The sequence below is a fragment of the Paenibacillus sp. 01T431 genome, from assembly GCF_056398625.1.
The window spans coordinates 52,941-71,738 of the sequence record NZ_JBFTPT010000013.1; the positions used below are offsets into that span (position 1 = coordinate 52,941).

Consider the following 18,798-nt stretch of genomic DNA (forward strand, 5'->3'; position numbering starts at 1 on the left):
TGGGGAAAAGAAAGACAAGAGAAGGCTCCTTCATTACTCAAGGAGCCTTCATAATTCCGATTTGGTCAGTCCAAACCGTGTCTGCAAAACGGATCGTAGTATTAAAGTCGCAATGAAGTCCAGTTTCATAGGAACGATTGTCTATAAGGGCGATGGCGTCTTCTCGCAGGAGACGTACACGATAACGCTCCTCTTTTGTAAACTGCGGCTGCTCATAGGCTCTTAGCCAAATGAGGATAGCGCTTACAACCTCAACCGCATCATCTAACGCTTGATTCCATAGCTGCCAAACGCTCTCATTGTGATAGGTGGCGCCGTCCACTGGATCAAGCCAAGGCTGCTCTTCTACATTTAATACGTCAAAGGGCATAGCCCCTCTTTTATAAGTAAAAGGCTCGATTTGCCCAAATGTTAGTATTTTTCGTATGCCAGTCGGATCATGGAATAAACGCTGCGCGGCAGTGAAATCACGATTCGCTTGGTTCCAATCCTCACGTTTAATGAGCGGGGCCAGCTCTTCATAATAAAGGGCAGCAATCGACTCGAAAGCGTCCACTATTGGTGCAGGAAATGCTCCCTTCGTATCGATATGCTTCCAGACTGGAGTTTTCCACGTTTCAATTCCCCAAAGCTCACGCGCTATTATCGTATCCATCATAATTTCAAAACGTTGATGATCCCATTTGCGAAAGCCTGATTTGCTAAATACATAAGGATGAAGATTACGATCGAGAATGTGATGCAATACGAATCCTAGTGTGTATAGGATAGAAGAATCAGGACGTTTAGGGCAGGCGGGTCTGCCGACGACACTATCCAGCATTTCGACAAGTACCGGTCCGCAATTGCGGTTATGCATTTCCGTTCCTAAACGATTTAAGGCTATGCTGCGCTGCCAAGGGAAAAAACGATGATAGAACAAAAAGTCAGGTCCTTGGCATCCCATGTTAAATATATTTTTTTTCTCATCTGATTCAATTAGTGCGCATTCGGTAAGCCGCTCGAATACAAGTTGTCCAAAAATGAAGTGAGCCCATACGTTAGGCATAGAAGAGGACCTCCATTCCTATCAATATTCTACAGATTTCGTTTTAAAAATATAGTTCTAAAGATACATATATTTTATTTATAGTATACTTGTCCTAGTGAATTAAGTATAATATAAATTAAACAAGACAAAGCGCGAATTTTGTCGAAAAGGAGCGTATCTTCATTATGAAGGCAGAGTACATTAACCCGTTTCTTGAATCTGCAAAAATCGTGATTGAGCAAGTCGTTCAAATACGTCCAGCGACTGGAGAACTAGGTCTCAAGGATATCAAGTTTGTAGAGAACTATATTTGGATTCAAATTGGGCTCAACGGACAGATGAACGGTGACATTGTATTCGGGCTTAGCGAAGAGGTAGCTATGAAAATGGTTTCTGCGATGATGGGCGGATACGTAATTTCTGAAATCGACGAAATCGTGAAGAGTGCTATTTCTGAGCTTGGCAATATGATTAGCGGAAATGCGAGTACGATGCTGTTTAATCAAGGGGTGAGAGTAGATATTACACCGCCGAAGGTTATCCAGTCTGCTCAATCAGCTGGCTTCACCGCACAAAAAGCGTTGACGATTCCACTGATAATGGAAGGCATTGGAGAACTCGACATCCAAGTTTTAATCGCATCTTAGCATAGAAATGGCTCCTTAGGGAGCTTTTTTTGCGTCTGCAATACCAATCAAGTAAAATTGTAAATGGGTGATGATGGATGTTAAGAGGCAAAGTGATTTTCATCTCCGGTGCATCAAGCGGAATCGGAGCGTTAATGGCTAAAATGCTGGCTGAGCGGGGGGCGATCCCAGTTTTGACTGGACGCAACATCTCGAAGCTAAAGGAGATTTCCGCTGCAATAAAGGGGAAAAGCTCGTTCTATCAGATGGACGTGACCGATAATGAACAGGTGAAGCGAACAGTTGAAGCTGTCATTGCGGAATATGGTAAAATAGATGTATTGCTGAACAACGCTGGCTACGGCAAATTCGAGAATTTTATGAGCATGAATGTGGAAAGCTTTGAGCAAATGATGGACACGAACTACCTAGGCATCGTACGCTGCACGAAGGCAGTTGTTCCTCATATGGTGAAGCAAGGAAGCGGACATATTGTAAACATAGCATCTTTAGCAGGCAAAATAGGCACTGCCAAATCAACCAGCTACACAGCCACAAAGCATGCTGTGCTTGGCTTTACTAATGCGCTTCGCATGGAGCTTCGGGAGCAGGGAATTCAGGTATCAGCGGTTAATCCAGGTCCAATTGATACGCCTTTTTTCTCGCTGGCTGATCCTTCCGGCTCTTACGTTAAAAATGTCAATTGGTTTATGATGAAGCCAGAATATGTAGTCAAAAAAATCATTCGTTTAATCGAGCGGAGAAAAGCCGAGCTTGACCTGCCGAAAACCGCAGCTTTTGGTATTAAACTATATCAATTGCTGCCGCGAACCATTGATCGGCTATTCGGCGGTATGTTAAATCGAAAATAAAGGTTTAAATGAGAGAGGATTAAAAATGAGTAAGCACACATGGTATGAAATAGGAATTAATGAACTGCTGTCGGATAAGCTCACAGCAAATGGAATTATTGAACCAACCGATGTACAGGCAAATACGATTCCAATACTGCTTGGAGGAAGCGACGTTTCAGCGAGGTCGCAGACGGGCACAGGTAAAACGCTTGCGTATTTGTTGCCGCTTCTTCAGAAGCTGAATTCGCATTCAAGCGCGATTCAAGCGATTATTTTGGCTCCAACACAGGAGCTTGCGATGCAAATTGTTCGTGTAGCAGAAGTGTACGCGGAGCCGCTGAACATTCGCGTACAGCAATTGATTGGCGGAGCTGCATTAAAGCGGCAGGTAGAGAAATTGAAGCTGCGCCCGCAGCTGGTTATTGGAACACCAGGGCGAATTCACGAATTGCTTAAGCTGCGCAAGCTCAAGCTGAATGATGTGAAAAATGTTGTAGTTGATGAAGCGGATCAAGTATTTCAGCTCGGCTCGACAAAAGAGGTAGAGATCATTTTGCATAGTGTCGGTAAAGAGCACCAAATTGCTTTTTTCTCCGCGACATATCCGGATCAAATGGCTCGTTTTGAAGGACGCTGGATGAAAAACCCGGAACGCATTCAGGTTACGCCGGAGCATACCGTATCACAAACGATCGATAATTACTTTATCGTTAGCGACAAGCGTGATAAAACCGATACGGTAAGAAGACTTGTTCGCTTGCTGAACCCAACCTCTGCGCTGCTTTTCCTAAATGATACCGACAACATTTCCAACTGGGAATCGAAGCTAAGCTATGAAGGCTTTACTGTTGAGGCTTTGTATGGGGATGCGGATAAACAGCGCCGTGCAGCAACATTGACACGTTTTCGCGAGGGTCGCTGCCAACTGCTGCTAGCTACGGATGTTGCGGCTAGAGGCCTTGATATTGAAGGTCTGCCGCTCGTCATTCAGCTTGATCCTGCATCGGATGCGGATCATTATGTGCATCGTGCAGGACGAACGGGCCGTATGGGACGTCCTGGTACAGTCGTTTCCATTGTTACGCCGCAGGAGCTGTTTATTATGGAGAAATTCCGCAAGCAGCTGGGCATCGAATTGACAGAACGGACAATGTTCAGAGGAAAGCTTCTTAGCGAGGAAGAGCTGCGAGAAGCAACAAAACCGTTTGCGGCTCGCCATGAAGCGAAGCTTGCAGATCGCTCAGAAGCGTTGCAAACGAAGCGAGCTGCAGAGAATAAAAGTGCAGCTGCTGCTCCGAAACAAACGAAGCTTGTAGAGACGAAAGCAGTAACTGCTCCGCCGAAACCAAAGCCAGCAGCGAAGCCTGCTCCTAAGAAAGTGGAGCGAAAGCGCGAAGGCAAAAACAAAGGTGCTCCTAAGTGGTTGAAAGCTAAACGCGAGGCCGATAAGGAACAATCATAAAAATTTATTTTGAAAGCCACCCTCTTAAATCGATCTGCCTCTCCCGAAACGTATGGGCGAAGGTAAAAAATGCGGCAAAACCCGCAATCGAAAAAGGAGTGTGGCTTTCTTGATGAAACAAACCATGTGGAAAAAGACAGCAATTTCTTCGCTTGCGCTGCTAATGCTTGCAGGCGGTGCGACGTCAGCTTTTGCAGATGGCGGTAAAGGCAAAGGGCATGATGGCGATCGTAATGATGATAAAGGCCGTCATGAGGACAAGGATGACAAGTATGACAAGGACGATAAACATAAAGTAACATGGCAATTTCAAGATGAGGACGATCTGAAGTGGGCTATGGAATACATTATGCGGTTAGCGTCGAAGGGCGTATTTACTGGCTATGAGGATGGTACATTTAAGCCTAATCAGAAAATCAACCGTATTGAAACGTTGACTGCTGCTGTCAGATTGATGGGTCTTCGCTCACAAGCGGAATCAGCAGATAAAATGAAAACGGACTTGCAATTTAATGACGGGGATAAAATCGCAAAAAAATACCCTTGGGCTGTTGGTTACGTTGCAGTAGCGCTGGAGAACGATCTATTCTCTGAGACTGAATCGGAAGTGAAACCGGAAGCAAACGCGACAAGACTATGGTCTACGATTCTTCTCGTAAAAGCGCTTAAACTGGAAGACGAAGCGAAGGCGCTCAATAATACGAAGCTTGACTTTAAGGATGCAAAAGAGATCCCTGCTGGATCTGTAGGTTATGTTGCTCTTGCTTTGAAGAAAGGCATTATTACCGGCTACAATGATAAGAATGGAAAAACGTTCCGTCCTAATCAACCAGTAACCCGTGCAGAGCTGGCAGCGCTTCTCGATCGTACAGATACGGAAATGCCTAATCATGATGCACAAGCCATTTTAGGCAAGCTAAAAGCAGCTCCTGCTGATGGCAAGTTGACGGTTGTTAAAGGAGATAACACGGAGGTTTCACTAGCATTAGACTCGAATGTGTTTATTTTCCGAGATGATAAAAAATCGCCAGTGAGCTCACTCCGAGCAGGTGATGAGGTACTCGTTCGTACGTATCTTAATCGTATCGTATTTATTGAAGTAACGAAGTCGGCTCCTGTTAGTACAGCTTTCTCGGAGAACGGAATTATTAATACATTAACGTTCAACAATCAGGCGAAATTGACGACGGTTTCTCTCATTACTCGATATGAAAACTCACAGGCAGTTGTCACAACATTCAGCATTGATCCAAGTGTAGTCATCACAGGTGACTCCTCGCAGCTGAAGGCTGGTCAATATGTACAAGTAAAAGGCGACAATGGTACAGTTAAATCAATTGAAGTGAAATAAGGTTTATATAAGTGAAGGGCTGTCCTGAAAGTAGATTTTTCTACTTTTGGAACAGCCCTTTTTTCATTGCTCAACAATCAAAAATATAGCTTGCGAATCCAGCAGCGCTTAGTTTTCTGCATAATAAGCACGATACAGTTCGTTAGAAAATATACGCGTTAACTTTCATAGTTAGTCTGTAATAGAGCTTGATTTCAATTGCGATATCGAACTATAATAAATGTAAATTTTAGGTGGGTGCAACTGGCGTAAACGTGGATGACCACGAGGGAGCACCTATTTCATATGTCGTGCGCCTGGGCAAAGTATTTGATCAATGATCAAATGCTTTTTTTATTTTCAGATAAAATAAAAAGGTTGAGGTGAGTATGTTGCAGTCCTATGAAGATCAGTTATTTAATAATCCGTATCCTGGTAGAACGATAATCATGGGGATGAGCCCGTCAGGAAAACATTTTGCTCAAGTGTATTGGATAATGGGCAGAAGCGTGAACAGTCGCAACCGAATCTTTGAGCGTAAGGAGCAGTTTGTAAAAAATAGAGCATATGATGCGGCAAAAATGGAAGACCCTTCATTGATTATTTATAATCCGATAAAGAGTATTAATGGGATGGACATCATTTCCAATGGAGATCAGACGGAAACCATCTATGAAGCTTATGGCAAAAAAGAAACGTTTGAAGATGCATTAAAAAGCAGAAAGTTTGAACCGGATGCTCCCCATTATACACCGCGTATTTCCGGTATTATTGATACTGAATCAGCTGTGTACAGCTTGTCCATTTTGAAAACAAGGCAAAACGATCCGTCATTTTGCATCCGTCATTTCTTTCATTACGACTCTTTTACAAAAGGGATAGGTCATTGCATTCACACTTATAAAGGTGAAGAAAATGGTATTTTGAGATCTTTTGAAGGTGAACCGCTGGAGGTTCCTTTATTTGATTCAATGGATGAAACGGCTCGATTTTACTGGAGCAGCATAAACGCAGATCATAAAATTTCATTGCTTGTGAAGTTTATTCATACCGATGATCGTAAGGTGGAATTTAAAATAATAAATAAAAATCAGACGTTTTAGTGTCTATATAATTAATTCCGACAAAAACGATGGGAAAAATTTAAATAATCGTTGACAGGGTCGTTTCTGAGGAATAATATAGGAATATATTCAAAGTGAGTTGAAAAACCATTTTGTAGGATGACAAAAGAAGATAATCTACTGGACCACCAGAGATTCAATAGGAGCGCAGTTCTGCGCCTTGTTGGGTCTCCTTTTTTTATCCAAAAAAACAAAAAAGCTCAAAGAGCGAAGCGAAAGGGATGTTTACAATCATGAAAAAACTAACACTAACATTAATTTCTGCAACAGTAGCCTTCTCAGCCCTAACCTATGTTGTCGTATCTGCCAAACAGGCGCAAGGTGCGCCTGCGGTGAAGGACAACGCTGCAATTGTTACCGAAGCAAAGGAAGAGAATCAATCCAAAATCATTACCGTTTCTGACACAGAGAAAAAATCAGAAGTAAACACAGCTGCAGCAGAAGGCGAAAAACAACCGCAAACAAAAACGGCGGACACGATAGAGGCAAATAAACCTGAAGCAGAAAAAGCAGATGCGAAACAAGAAGATAAATCCAAAGTTACTCTTGCTGTAGATAAGAAGGAAGAGGCGCCTGCAGCTAAAGCGGCAGCAGCAAAGGAAGAGCCTGCGGCTAAAGCAAATACATCGGTTGAAAAAACAGCAACACAGCCGAAAGAAGCTGCCCAGCCTAAAGCAGCAACGACAGTGAAAGAAGAAAGCCAGCCTAAAGCTGCAGCCGTTGTGAAAGAAGAGCCAAAAGCAGCAGCACCTGCTGCGAAAGAAGAAACACAATCGAAACCAGCGGAGCCAGCTGCGAAAGAAGAAAAGAAACCATCTAAATCGGTCTCATTTGTGAAAAAAGATACGGTACAGCCGAAAGCACCATCATCCTCAGAGGCTCCTGCTTCATCCTCTTCATCATCATCATCGTCTTCCGAAGGTCAACAGCCAGCACCATCGACGACGGAAGAAGAAATCTGCTAGAAACAAGAAATACGTATTCATGAGTTATGAAATGGGGGTGGTCATAAGAGGCAGATCAGCCTCTTATGACCGGCTCCCTGCACGAGATCTTGAAGCGACTAGTGGAGAATACATATTTCACACTTGGCACATCGACAAAATTTGATGAAAACGAGGAATGAACATGAAATTACAATTTAATACATCCAAAAGATGGTTAGCTCTTATATTGGCTGCGTTATTAATTTTGCCGGCTGCCAATATCGTTAATGCCAATCCAGCTTCGGAAACTCTAGTAAATAGCGGCGCCAGCCATTATAACTATTTTAATAATGTGTATGATCATTTGGATGATGAGAACCATATTCTTCAAACGGTAACGTATGAAGATATTATTAATCTCTTTGACAGCGAAGGCACGTATGTGGTGTTGTTTGGCGGAGCTTGGAGCGATAAAACACAAGCGAATATCGGCTTTATTAATCAGGTGGCGAAGCAATACGGCGTAAAAACCATCTATAACTTTGATACGAGGTTAGATGGCAAATCACTAGAGATTGCTGAAACGCAAACGAAAGAAATCAAAGTCGGCAACAACACTTTTGATTTTGCAGAAGCGTATGTCGAGCTGGTCAAAAAATATTTAACGAACCTCGATGAAGTACTTCCAGCAGGAGATATCGTTAGCTATACGAAAAAAGACAGCAAGGGCACAGTAATTTCAGAAGGCTCAGCGAAAAAAATTGAAGCACCATTCTTGTTTGTGTATAACAAAAAGAAAATTGTTTCCTCTTTGGCATCAACGAATGTATGGAACGATTATTTAACAGATGGTGTTTTGGACACGGGCAAAGTAGATGCTTACAAAGCAAAAGTGAGTCAAGTATTTGAAGGAATCACTTCATTTGATACGATTAACCGTTCGAATTCTATCAAAGCAGCTTTCAATAGAAACGGATCAATCATCAACAAAAAAGAAACGGTTATTTTTGACGAATCGGATGGCGATCTCGTATTTGAACATGTAACCTATCACCAATTGACGAAGATTCTCGAGAGCGAAGGGAATTATACGATCTTGTTCGGCGGCTCTTGGTGCCCGAATACACAAGCAGCCATTAAGTTTATTAACGAATATGCGAAAAAAAATAACATTGATAAAGTTTATTTTTGGGACACCAAGCTGGATTCGGGAATTTCGATCCTGGATCTTAATAAAGACCCGAACGCTGACCCGCATAACGGCATATTCTTTCAAACGAGAGATACGAATCATCCAAATGCCAATCTGTATGTAGATTTGATTAACAAATATTTGCCTGATATCAAAACACAATATGTAAAAGCAAGCAACAATGTAAAGTATACGAATGAGAACGGCGTAGAAGTAATCGCAAGCAAAGCTCAGGTTCCTTACCTCTTTCAATATAACAAAGACAACAAGGATGCTGATGGCAACAGGGCTCCAATTCTTGGGCATATTGAATTGATGTATTCTTGGACCAATATTCAACCTGATTATGTAAGCAGCGGGCTTACTGGTGTGAATTACAATAACTATACGAATGCTTTGAAAAGCCTATTCGCAAGAGTTGAGGCCAAACCTACAGGGCTGACAGCGGTTAAACCAACCTCATCCGATGAAAATGATGGTCAAATTACAGGAACGAAAGGCAAAGCGCTAGAATACAAGCTTGAAAGTGAAACGGATTACAAGGCTGTAACTGGTGATGCAATAACTAACTTAGTGCCAGGCACTTACAATGTTAGATATGCATCCAAGCTTGGATACAATGGTCCTCATACAGCAGGAATTCCCGCAGCTGTTTCGTACAAAGCGGGCGAAGCTGTGAACGTAGTGGTTCCATCCTATATTCAAGACCAAGCTGCACCAACAGGGCTGGCAGGCGTTGCACCAACGACATCAGCTAACAATGACGGTAAAATTACAGGAACGACGACAGCGCTTGAATACAAGTTGTCTAATTCGTTATCCGATTATATTCGTGCAACAGAACCGTCTGTTACAGATCTTGTTTACGGTACTTATGATGTTCGTTACGCGGCAAAAGAAGGATATCGCCCAAGCCCTAAAGTAGAGGTTGTTATTCCGGCTTACGGCGAGGAAGCGCAAGAAGCGCCGACTGGCTTAACAGGCGTATCACCGACAACGATTGCTAATAACGATGGACAAATTACAGGAACGACTGCAGCTCTAGAATACAGATTAGATGGAACGGATGCTTATCAAGCGGCAATAGAACCAGCGATAACTGGTCTCGCAGCAGGCACCTACAATATCAGATTTGCAGCTAAACCTGGATTCAGTGCAAGCCCAGCAATTAATATCGTTATCAAAGCGTTTGCTCTACAAGAGCAGCCGGAACCATCAGGCTTGACGGGTGTAGCTCCTACCTCTTCAGCTAATAATGATGGACAAATTACAGGAACAACGACAGCACTTGAATACAAGCTGTCAGGAGCTGAGTCCTATCAAGCGGCTACAGCGCCATCTATTACTGGTTTATCATCAGGCACTTACAACGTGAGGTTTGCGGCTAAGGAAGGCTATAATGCCGGCGCAGTGCTAGATGTCATTGTACCTAATTATGTATCCCCTCCAAGTGGTGGAAACAATGGCCCAAATCCAACGCCTACACCTACACCTCCAGCAGGCGGAGACAATGATGGTACAGCACCATCAGCAACGATCACAGCAACAACCGATGCTGCGACAGGTGCAACCGTAGCGAAAGCAACCGCAGCTTCTATTACAAGCCTAGTTGAGCTTGCAAAGAAAGCGGAAGCAGCAGGCAAAACCTCTGTCGTTGAGCTTAAGGTTGAAGCTACAGCTCAAACTAAATCTGTAGAGCTGAGCATTCCTAGAAAATCGTTTAATGAAGTAGCTTCAAACACAAATGCGGGTGTGAAGGCCAATCTTGGCGTTGGCACTGTCGTTTTTGATGCAAAAGCAATCGAAAGCATCAGCAATTCGGCTGAAGCGGGTGACATCAGCATTATTATTACGAAAGTAGAGCTGACTGACGAGGGCAAGGAAGCTTTGGGTGACAGACCGGTTTATGATTTCTCCGTATTCGCAGGAACTACCCAGCTTACAAGCTTTGGCGGCAGCAATGTGCAAGTTAGTGTGCCTTATACTTTAAAAGCCGGAGAAGATCCAAATGCTGTAGTGGTCTACTATGTAACGGATTTCGGCAGCTTGGAAACGATCCGCGGGAAATACAACGCGGGTACAGGAACGGTAAACTTTGTTACGACACATTTTTCCCAGTACATTGTAGGATACAATAAAGTAAGCTTTAAAGATGTTTCGGATGCAGCTTGGTATAAGGATGCCGCTTTATTCCTTGCGGCAAGAAGCATTACAACAGGTACAGACGAGGACCATTACAGCCCGAATGCGACAGTGACGAGAGGCCAATTCATTGTCTTGTTATTGAAAGCATACGGCATCGAGCCAAATGAGAAAGAGACAGCTAATTTTGATGATGCAGGGAATACCTACTATACGAATTACTTGGGAGCTGCTAAGCGCCTGGGTATTACGAAAGGTGTAGAAGGCAATACGTTTGACCCTAATAGCAAAATTACACGTCAAGATCTATTTACACTTCTGTATCGTGCACTTGAAGTGTTTGGTGAATTGCCTAAAGCAGAGACAAATGTTGCGGTGTCCAGCTTCAGTGATTCCGCTCAAATTGCAAGCTATGCAACCGACGCTTTCAAGGTGCTAGTTGAGGGCGGCATCATTACGGGGAACAATTCAAAGCTGAGCCCTAAAGATGTTTCTACGAGAGCTCAAGTGGCACAAGTGCTTTATAATCTGCTTTCAAAGTAATACGATATGAACGCAAATTATAGTGTTTAAAGAATGGGCGGCCAATGGCTGCCCATTTTTTTCGTTTTTGTGCATGCTTCTTGCTTTTGTACACAAATCATTGCTTTCTTTGATATTAGTCCGATAATTCGGTATGCTGTTTACTAGATAAACTAATTTACATAGTTGAAGGTGATAGGATGGATTCTATTTTACAGGTGAATGGTTTAATCGGCGGTTACAGCCCACGAAGACCAGTACTGCATGATATCTCCTTTGAGGTAAAAGCGGGCGAGATGGTAGGATTAATCGGTCTGAATGGCGCTGGAAAAAGCACGACCATTAAGCATATTTTAGGTTTAATGAAGCCGCAGGCGGGGGAAGTAAAGGTTGATGGCGTTACGCTGGAGGAAGAAACGGAGCGTTACAGAAGCGCATTTGCTTATGTGCCGGAGACGCCGGTTCTATTTGATGAGCTGACCGTTGAGGAGCACTTGCGCTTAACGGGGATGGCCTATAGCGTAAAGGACAAGCAGTATGGTGATCGTGAGGACGAGCTGCTGAAGCAGTTCCAAATGACGCCAAAGCGTAAAGCCTTTGCAGCTCACTTATCCAAAGGCATGAAACAAAAGGTCATGATTATGAACGCGCTGCTCGCTGAGCCGCCGCTGTATATCATCGATGAGCCTTTTCTAGGGCTTGACCCGCTTGGCATTCGTTCCTTGCTGGAGCGGCTGGTTGAAGTAAAACAAAAGGGAGCGGCCATCCTTATGAGCTCGCATATCCTCTCAACTGTGGAAGCATATTGCGATCGTTTTATCGTCATGCACCACGGCAAAATCGTTGCGATCGGCAAGCTCGATGATATTAGACAAGCAGCAGGCATGGACATGCGCAGCGGTTCTCTGGAGGATGCCTTCTATAAGCTCGTTACTGGGGGCAATGTTTGATGAGCAATATTAGCAAGCTGGAGCTGATGTGGCAGCAAAGAGCAAAGGCATTCCGCGGGGAAACCTTGCCTTATTTTCGGTATATGGGGCAAAGCGGCTTCCCAGCTTTTATGTCTTTAATCTTGATCTCCTCCACGATTGGATACATAAATTTAATTCGTCATATGCCAGTAAGCTTTCCCTTTGCGACTGTTGGTGTGATTGCATTAACGTTGGTGTTATGTTGGAGCCCGCTTCGTACGTGGCTTGCGGCTGGGGACGTCGTCTTTATGATGCCGCGTGAGGCAGAGATGGCCGGTTATTTGCGCTTATCGTTCCGTCATACTTCAATTGCTTGTTCAATACTAGCTGCCATTGTGTTTCTTCTTTATTTGCCGATTTATAACCAAGGCCCAGCCATTAACGGCGCATTGCTTCTTGCAGTCGTGGCTGCCGCTCTGAAGGCGGGCAATGTATGGGGAGCATGGAAAGAGCGCCGAATGACTTGGGCTGGCATGCGACGTCTCATGCGTGTGCTGCGCTGGGCAATGACAGCATTGACGCTGGCTGCTTGGCTTACTTGTACCGCTTGGCAGGCTGCGGGGTTTACGCTGCTCATCGGTATACTGTCTATGCTGCTTTATCGTCTTCCAACAAAACATCCTTTTCCTTGGGAGAGGCTGATTGAAGAGGAAGCAAGGACACGCAAACGGTATTATGTTTTTTTTGGATTGTTTATCGATGTACCTACACTCCCATCGAGTATAGCAAGAAGATCGTATTTAAGCTGGATTCTGCGCACGATACCGTATTCGAATCGCAATACATTCGTTTATCTCTATACGGCATCTATGCTTAGAACCGAGATGGGCGGAATTATACTAAGGCTGCTTATTCTCGGCTGCCTCATCACCTATTGGTTTGCTGAAGCCGTATCGCTATCTGGTTATGGCAGTGTTCTCGTATTTTTTATTTTTATGGGACTCATTGCAGTTCAATTAGGCGGCTTGCGTCATATCCATCGTTATTCGGTTTGGAAGCATGTGTACCCGTTGCCGGAAAAACAGCGAATCGAGCAATATTTGAAAATCGATCGTTTGGCGATGGTGCTGTGCACGCTGCTGCTGTGGCTGTTTGTTGCTTTGCCGCTGGCTTTGGCGGGCGGCGTTTACGTCCCTTCGCTCATAGCTATTGTACTTGCCGCCATGTATATCGCCATTCGTCCAGCGCGTTTGCGCAAGAAGCTTGCGAAAGATGAGGATGAAGACTAAGCAGGGCAGACGGAATACAAAAAAGAACCCCTGAGAGAAGCATTCGTAAAGAAATGCTGACTCAGGGGTTCTTTGCAATTATTCGCGAATGAAGGGCGAGTGTTTATTATACTTTTTGAGCAATCAAATCGTTAACCGCTTTGAAAATCGTATCGAACAGCTCTTCAAGATTTTCTTCCTCGATACAAGAGAAAGCAACGCGAAGATCTGTTTCACCTAGAGCAATCGTACCGATTCCGTATTGGTTCAACAGATGTGCACGTACGGACTCAGCTGTAACGCCGCTAAGTGTGAGACACATAAAGTAGCCGGAGTTGAATGGGTAATAGCCCCATACATCGCCATAACGGCCACTGTCGAGCAACGATTTTACGCGATTGGCGCGGCGTTTCATAATATCGTATTTCTCCGCTTTTTGAGCTTCGAATTCAGGTGAAGTCAAAGCGCGCAATACGAATGTTTGTGATGGATGCGGGCCGCTGGAAATCGTGGCACGAATGATACCAATTGTTTTTTGCTCCAATGCATTCAAAGTAGCCGCTGAAGTTGAACCATACGTAATGAAGCCTACGCGGAAGCCCCATACGTACTCTTCTTTGGTCGCACCGTCAACTTTAACGGCAAGCACACGCGGATGCAGATCAGCAAGCTTGGAGAACAGTGATTCTTGCATGGAATCTTCGAAAAATAAACCAAAATAAGCATCGTCTGTTACAACAACCACATTGATGCCAGCTTCCGCTGCGTCGTGAATGGCAGCGATGATTTCATCGCCTTCCTGTGGACCAGGCGTGTAGCCAGTAGGGTTGTTCGGAAAGTTCAGCACAACGATGGCTTTCCCTTTGTCCTTCTGAGCCAGCAAGGCTTCGCGAAGGCCAGCGCTGTTGAAGCGAGTTTGGTCGTTATACAGCGGGTATTCTACAATTTCAGCACCGCGGCGGATACCGAATGTCAATTCGTAGTTTTCCCAGTTTTTATTAGGGATGATTACAGCGTCACCCGCATTAGCGAATAGGTCAGCTACGATGCTAAGACCGTGGGTCAATGCATTTGTAACGACTGGCGTACCAAAGCCCTTTGATTCAAGGGAAGGGTTGTCTTTGATCATTTTTGTACGCCAAGCAGCACGAAGCTCAGGCTTTCCTGCAGGTGGCGCATATTCATATATATCTTTCGGATTGTAAGCAGAGAGGGTATCTTGGATGACCTTTAGGTGCATCGGTTGTCCGCCTTCTGTTGCAATTCCAATAGTAGCATTAAATTTAGTTGCTTTCGTTTTCGCTTCGGCGGACTGACTGAGAATGCCCTCCTTCGGGAAATAAATCGCTTTGCCTAAGTCTGACAACATCGCATAAACGTTAGGGCTTTCTGCTTGTAACGTCTCGTTTAATTGCTGAGCAAGTGGGTTCATGGACTTTATTCCATCCTTCCGAAATCATTCATTTGAATGTAGTATAATTAGGCGTTAGCCGTTTATTCTTGTCGGGTGCTATTATAACATTTTTTTTGAGATGGAAACCATTCACAAAGCAAATTTTTTCGTAACTTCATGTGGCTTGCGCAATAGTTTCTCCCTGTTGTATGATGACGGCATAGATTTGTACAGGAGGTTTCCTTATGCTGCACATTTCGCCGAATTCGTTCATCCTGTTACCTGCGTTTGCCAAAATCGTATGTGAGCCGGGTTGGAGATGGGCTAGACGCGAGAAGCCGATGGCCAATTTTGATTTATTTTATGTTTGGAGCGGAGAAGGGGAAGTTGAAGTCAACGGTACTCACTATGAGGTTGGTCCGGGAAGCTGCTTCTTGTTTCGTCCGGGCGACTACACAAGCTCCACTCATAACCCGCAGCGTCCGCTCGTATTATCCTATATTCACTTTGCCATTAATGAAACGATAGATGCTGTGCCGAGCCGGTATAGGCAATTGAATGACACGGTCGACTTTGAATATATGCTCTCACGCTATGTAAGGCTGTTTCTTGTAAAAACGTATGCAGCGGAAGAGGAGGCGCAGCTTGTTCTTAAGCAGCTGATGATTCATTTGCTTAGAGAGGACAAGCAGCTGCCAGTTGAGAAGAAGGCAAGCAATCAATTGACGGAGGCCATTCATGAGGTAGCAAACTTTATTCGGCAAAATCCAAGCATTGCGCACCGTGTAGAGGATCTAGCGATGCGGGCGCAGCTGTCGCCCCGATATTTTTCAATGAAATTCAAAGAACTGATCGGCATGTCGGTGCAAACCTACATGATTCGCACAAGAATTGAACGGGCGCAGCATTTGCTCATGCACGCCGGGATGAATGTGACCGAGGTAGCAGATGCACTGGGCTATCGGGACATCTTTTTTTTCAGCAGGCAGTTTAAGCAGTATACGGGGCGAAGCCCCTCGGAGATCAGATAGGCTAATAAACGAAAAACCCCGAATTCACTCATCGCTGAGAAATTCGGGGTTTTTCGTTTTGAGCTAAGTCTGCTTCAGTTAGTTTTCGTGGAGTGATCCGAGCTTCTCACCCATACGCACCTTAGATCCAAGCATGTGGTTGTCACGCGGAGTAAAGGTTCCATCTTCAAGCAGCAGCACTACAGTAGAACCGAATTCAAAGTAGGCGAGCTCTTCACCCTTGAACATTTCTTCCTTAAGGGGCTGTACGTACTGAATACTGCTTACGTTCATTGCGCCAACTTTGACAACGGCCGTTTCCCCTGCATGATGCTGCATATAGGTAATCAGCCGCTCGTTGCGGCTAAGCACTCTGCGCATATGGCGAAGACCAAAGTCATTAACCGGATAAACTTTTCCTTCAATATGCTCACGCTCTACAACACGACCGCTGACTGGCGTATGTATACGATGGTAATCGGTTGGGCTCAAATAAAGAACGAAATAATAGCCGTTCATATAATTGGAAGTTCGCGGAGACCGATTAAGAAGCTCCTCAATCGTATAGTCCTGCCCCTTTACGTTAACAATCGTGCCGCTGCTTATTGGCCCAGCTCCGGTTATGAGAGCATCAACAGGACTGACAAGCGAGTCCTCATCTGCATGCACATCACGAAGACCGGGTTTTAATCGCCGTGTAAAAAACTCGTTTAACGTTTTATATTGGGCTAGAGGTTTCTCAGCTTCCTCAGTTTTAATGCCATATGTCGCAGCAAAACGGGAAATAAATCGACGGCTGGCAGCCGATTGAGCGAATTTTCCGGTTATGCGAGATATCCATTTGCGCGAGCTTAATTCTGTCATGGAACGAAGCAGCCATTTTATCATACGTGAACCGTCACGTCCTTTCCTGCAAGGAGGCTTTCGTCCTCACACACATCAAACAGTGTGACATATCCGGTTCTATTTTTCAATATGCAACTGCTTTCCTTTCCTTGCCTGAACCCAAATAACAATGGCTACAATCATTAAGATAGCAGCAGCGATGCTGGCTGAGAGACTAACCTCGGGCTGCTGATCCTGCTTTACGGCAATAGCTATAAACGACCAAACAAATACAAGAACAAAGGCCGGGTCCAAAAATCTAAAACCGATGACAACAGCAAGCAAACTGGCTGCAATCAATAAAATAATGGTCCAAGCAGCATCAGATAAACCAAAGCCATTCCACTCGGCAGCGTACAAAACGACAGCTACATTAACAATAGAAGCTACGCAGATCCAACCTAAGTAAATGCTGAAAGGCAGCCGTACAAGCCATTGTTCCATAGGAGCAGGAGGCTGCTTATCCTTTCGAATTGCGCTATAAATAACGATTAGCGAGATCAGCAGAGCGAACATAATGAATACGCTGCTGGTTAGTTTCTCATAGTGCCACAGGAGAATCCAAGCGACGTTGAACAGGCAGCTTATGATGAACCATGGGCCGATGTTCTGTACATTTTTGCTTTTGCCAGCACGTGGCTTGAACTGATAAATGACGAAACCAATCAGCAGCAAATAAATAAAAGACCAAATGGAGAAGGCATATGGCGCAGGAGTGATAAGCACAGGGTACTTAGCGGATATTTCTCCAGTCGTTTTCCCGTTGATAGGAAGCCACTGTGCAAGTCCATTAACTGCAAGCACGGCGGCGAGACCGGCAGCATTTAACCAGCGAATAAGATTTTTCATACAGCATTCCTCCAAAATGTTACTTTTATTGGACTTCTTTATCATATGTAAACAAGCTTGGTCGCTTTTATTCGCTATATTCTCATTCCATCCAAAAATGTGAGGTTTAAGTATGCATCAAATGACCGAACCTATCACAAGAGGTGATGGCAAATGATGATATTAATTGGTGCGGCATTAGCTGTTGGCGCAGTTCTCATGGGCTGGTTGAGTCGAATGAGTGGAACAGTCAGTCGAGTTTTGGATGGACTTGCGGTTACGGCCATCTTTTTATTTTTTGTAACCGCAGCGGATGCCATAACACAGACTCTCATGGATGATACGGTGTTTATGACGGAAGTGCATCGTGTACTCAAAAATTTCGTTTTTTTAATAAGCGGCGCTTATCTTGGCCCTTATGCGCTGGCAAGAATAGCGCTGCAGTCTTCCGCTATGCATAGGCGAAATTGACTGAAGAATCTCAGTCGTTGACGAAGCAAGTGGTTAACGGTTAACCTTCATCAAGCCTTGCGATCATTTCCTATATTCCGTTATGATAAGAGCAGACTTTGAAGGAGGTTTCAACTATGGGCATACATAAGCTGCGAAAGCCTGAGGCTGTCATATTTGATATGGATGGAACGTTGTTTGAAACGGATAAATTGCTGGTTCCTGTTCACCACCGCGTTTTTGAGACGCTAAGGGAAGAAGGGCTTTACGAGCATGAAACGCCGCCTGTAGAACGGCTGCTAAGCTGCTTAGGCATGCTGCTGGAGGATATTTGGCGGCAGGTTATGCCAGATAGTACAGAGGCTGCTCGGAAGCGGGCTGATGTCTTGCTGCTTCAGTACGAGCGCGAAGGCTTGGAAAGAGGCGAAGGCGAGCTGTACCCATTTGTGGAGGAAACGCTGCGTGAGCTGCATTCACGTGGGATTAAGCTGTTTGTAGCCAGCAATGGGCTTGAGGAATATGTGAAGGGCGTTGCTGAATTCAAAGGCATTGCGCCTCTATTTGACGGCTTATACAGTGCGGGAGAATATGAGACTTCAACCAAAGTCGACTTAGTTGCTCGCCTGCTTAAGGATCACAATATCCAATCGGCTTGGATGGTAGGAGACCGCTCTTCGGATGTGGAAGCGGGCAAAGGCAACGGTCTTCAAACGATCGGCTGTGCGTATGCTACATATGGTCGTGCTTCAGAAATTGAGGGAGCGGATGTACTGATTAATGATTTCCGCGAGCTCCTGCCTTTATTGGAACAATAATAAGCAGCTTGAATAAAAACACACCTGTTA

General features: G+C 44.6%; 16 protein-coding genes and 1 riboswitch. Of the genes, 12 read left to right on the top strand and 4 right to left on the bottom strand.

Annotated features, from left to right (window positions below; genetic code table 11):
* Nucleotides 1-37: 37 nt before the first annotated feature.
* The gene (locus tag AC1DM9_RS22770; protein WP_477582375.1) at nt 38-1,048 is read right to left on the bottom strand and encodes a zinc dependent phospholipase C family protein; all 1,011 of its coding nucleotides are present in this window, start codon (nt 1,046-1,048) and stop codon (nt 38-40) included.
* Between the two features lie 167 nt (nt 1,049-1,215).
* Here AC1DM9_RS22770 and AC1DM9_RS22775 point away from each other — a divergent pair, with 167 nt between their 5' ends.
* From AC1DM9_RS22775 to AC1DM9_RS22815, 9 genes are all read left to right on the top strand, one after another.
* A complete protein-coding gene (locus AC1DM9_RS22775) occupies nt 1,216-1,677 on the top strand; it encodes a chemotaxis protein CheX (RefSeq protein WP_054028542.1) in 462 nt (153 codons plus the stop codon).
* 77 nt (nt 1,678-1,754) lie between these two features.
* Nucleotides 1,755-2,528 (top strand): SDR family NAD(P)-dependent oxidoreductase, encoded by a 774-nt coding sequence (locus AC1DM9_RS22780; protein ID WP_076267828.1) that lies wholly within the window; start codon nt 1,755-1,757, stop codon nt 2,526-2,528.
* Between the two features lie 25 nt (nt 2,529-2,553).
* Nucleotides 2,554-3,972 carry a DEAD/DEAH box helicase gene (locus tag AC1DM9_RS22785; RefSeq protein ID WP_477582377.1) on the top strand — a complete coding sequence of 473 codons (1,419 nt, stop codon included), beginning with the start codon at nt 2,554-2,556 and terminating at the stop codon, nt 3,970-3,972.
* 112 nt (nt 3,973-4,084) lie between these two features.
* Nucleotides 4,085-5,323 (top strand): S-layer homology domain-containing protein, encoded by a 1,239-nt coding sequence (locus AC1DM9_RS22790; RefSeq protein WP_477582537.1) that lies wholly within the window; start codon nt 4,085-4,087, stop codon nt 5,321-5,323.
* Nucleotides 5,324-5,552: 229 nt separating this feature from the next.
* A riboswitch (ZMP/ZTP riboswitch) is annotated at nt 5,553-5,632 on the top strand.
* 59 nt (nt 5,633-5,691) lie between these two features.
* Complete coding sequence (locus AC1DM9_RS22795; protein WP_477511022.1) at nt 5,692-6,405, top strand: IMP cyclohydrolase; 714 nt, start codon at nt 5,692-5,694, stop codon at nt 6,403-6,405.
* A gap of 254 nt (nt 6,406-6,659) precedes the next feature.
* A complete protein-coding gene (locus tag AC1DM9_RS22800) occupies nt 6,660-7,391 on the top strand; it encodes a hypothetical protein (RefSeq protein ID WP_477582379.1) in 732 nt (243 codons plus the stop codon).
* A 163-nt stretch (nt 7,392-7,554) separates the two neighbouring features.
* A complete protein-coding gene (locus tag AC1DM9_RS22805; protein WP_477582381.1) occupies nt 7,555-11,229 on the top strand; it encodes an S-layer homology domain-containing protein in 3,675 nt (1,224 codons plus the stop codon).
* Between the two features lie 179 nt (nt 11,230-11,408).
* A complete protein-coding gene (locus tag AC1DM9_RS22810) occupies nt 11,409-12,158 on the top strand; it encodes an ABC transporter ATP-binding protein (protein ID WP_441909028.1) in 750 nt (249 codons plus the stop codon).
* Entirely contained in the window at nt 12,158-13,408 is a 1,251-nt protein-coding gene (locus AC1DM9_RS22815) for an ABC transporter permease (RefSeq protein WP_477582384.1), read from the top strand. Before AC1DM9_RS22810 ends, AC1DM9_RS22815 begins: the two co-directional genes overlap by 1 nt.
* A 106-nt stretch (nt 13,409-13,514) precedes the next feature.
* Here AC1DM9_RS22815 and AC1DM9_RS22820 read toward each other — a convergent pair whose 3' ends face one another.
* Nucleotides 13,515-14,819, bottom strand: a complete 1,305-nt coding sequence (locus AC1DM9_RS22820) for an aminotransferase class I/II-fold pyridoxal phosphate-dependent enzyme (RefSeq protein ID WP_076267820.1) — start codon at nt 14,817-14,819, stop codon at nt 13,515-13,517.
* A 206-nt stretch (nt 14,820-15,025) separates the two neighbouring features.
* Here AC1DM9_RS22820 and AC1DM9_RS22825 point away from each other — a divergent pair, with 206 nt between their 5' ends.
* Nucleotides 15,026-15,811: a helix-turn-helix domain-containing protein gene (locus tag AC1DM9_RS22825; RefSeq protein WP_477582386.1), complete on the top strand. Its 786-nt coding sequence runs from the start codon at nt 15,026-15,028 to the stop codon at nt 15,809-15,811.
* 78 nt (nt 15,812-15,889) lie between these two features.
* On the opposite strand, the gene asd is transcribed toward AC1DM9_RS22825, so the two are convergent.
* Both asd and AC1DM9_RS22835 read right to left on the bottom strand, forming a co-directional pair.
* Nucleotides 15,890-16,678, bottom strand: a complete 789-nt coding sequence (gene asd / locus AC1DM9_RS22830) for an archaetidylserine decarboxylase (RefSeq protein ID WP_339207784.1) — start codon at nt 16,676-16,678, stop codon at nt 15,890-15,892.
* 75 nt (nt 16,679-16,753) lie between these two features.
* Entirely contained in the window at nt 16,754-17,524 is a 771-nt protein-coding gene (locus AC1DM9_RS22835) for a tryptophan-rich sensory protein (RefSeq protein ID WP_477582389.1), read from the bottom strand.
* Nucleotides 17,525-17,677: 153 nt separating this feature from the next.
* Between AC1DM9_RS22835 and AC1DM9_RS22840 the strand changes: the two genes are divergently transcribed.
* Together AC1DM9_RS22840 and AC1DM9_RS22845 are read left to right on the top strand one after the other, a co-directional pair.
* Nucleotides 17,678-17,974, top strand: coding sequence for a hypothetical protein (locus AC1DM9_RS22840; RefSeq protein ID WP_441878896.1), 297 nt, complete (start codon nt 17,678-17,680; stop codon nt 17,972-17,974).
* Nucleotides 17,975-18,090: 116 nt separating this feature from the next.
* On the top strand, nt 18,091-18,768 hold the full coding sequence (locus AC1DM9_RS22845) for an HAD family hydrolase (protein ID WP_339207789.1): 678 nt from the start codon (nt 18,091-18,093) through the stop codon (nt 18,766-18,768).
* Nucleotides 18,769-18,798: the final 30 nt, after the last annotated feature.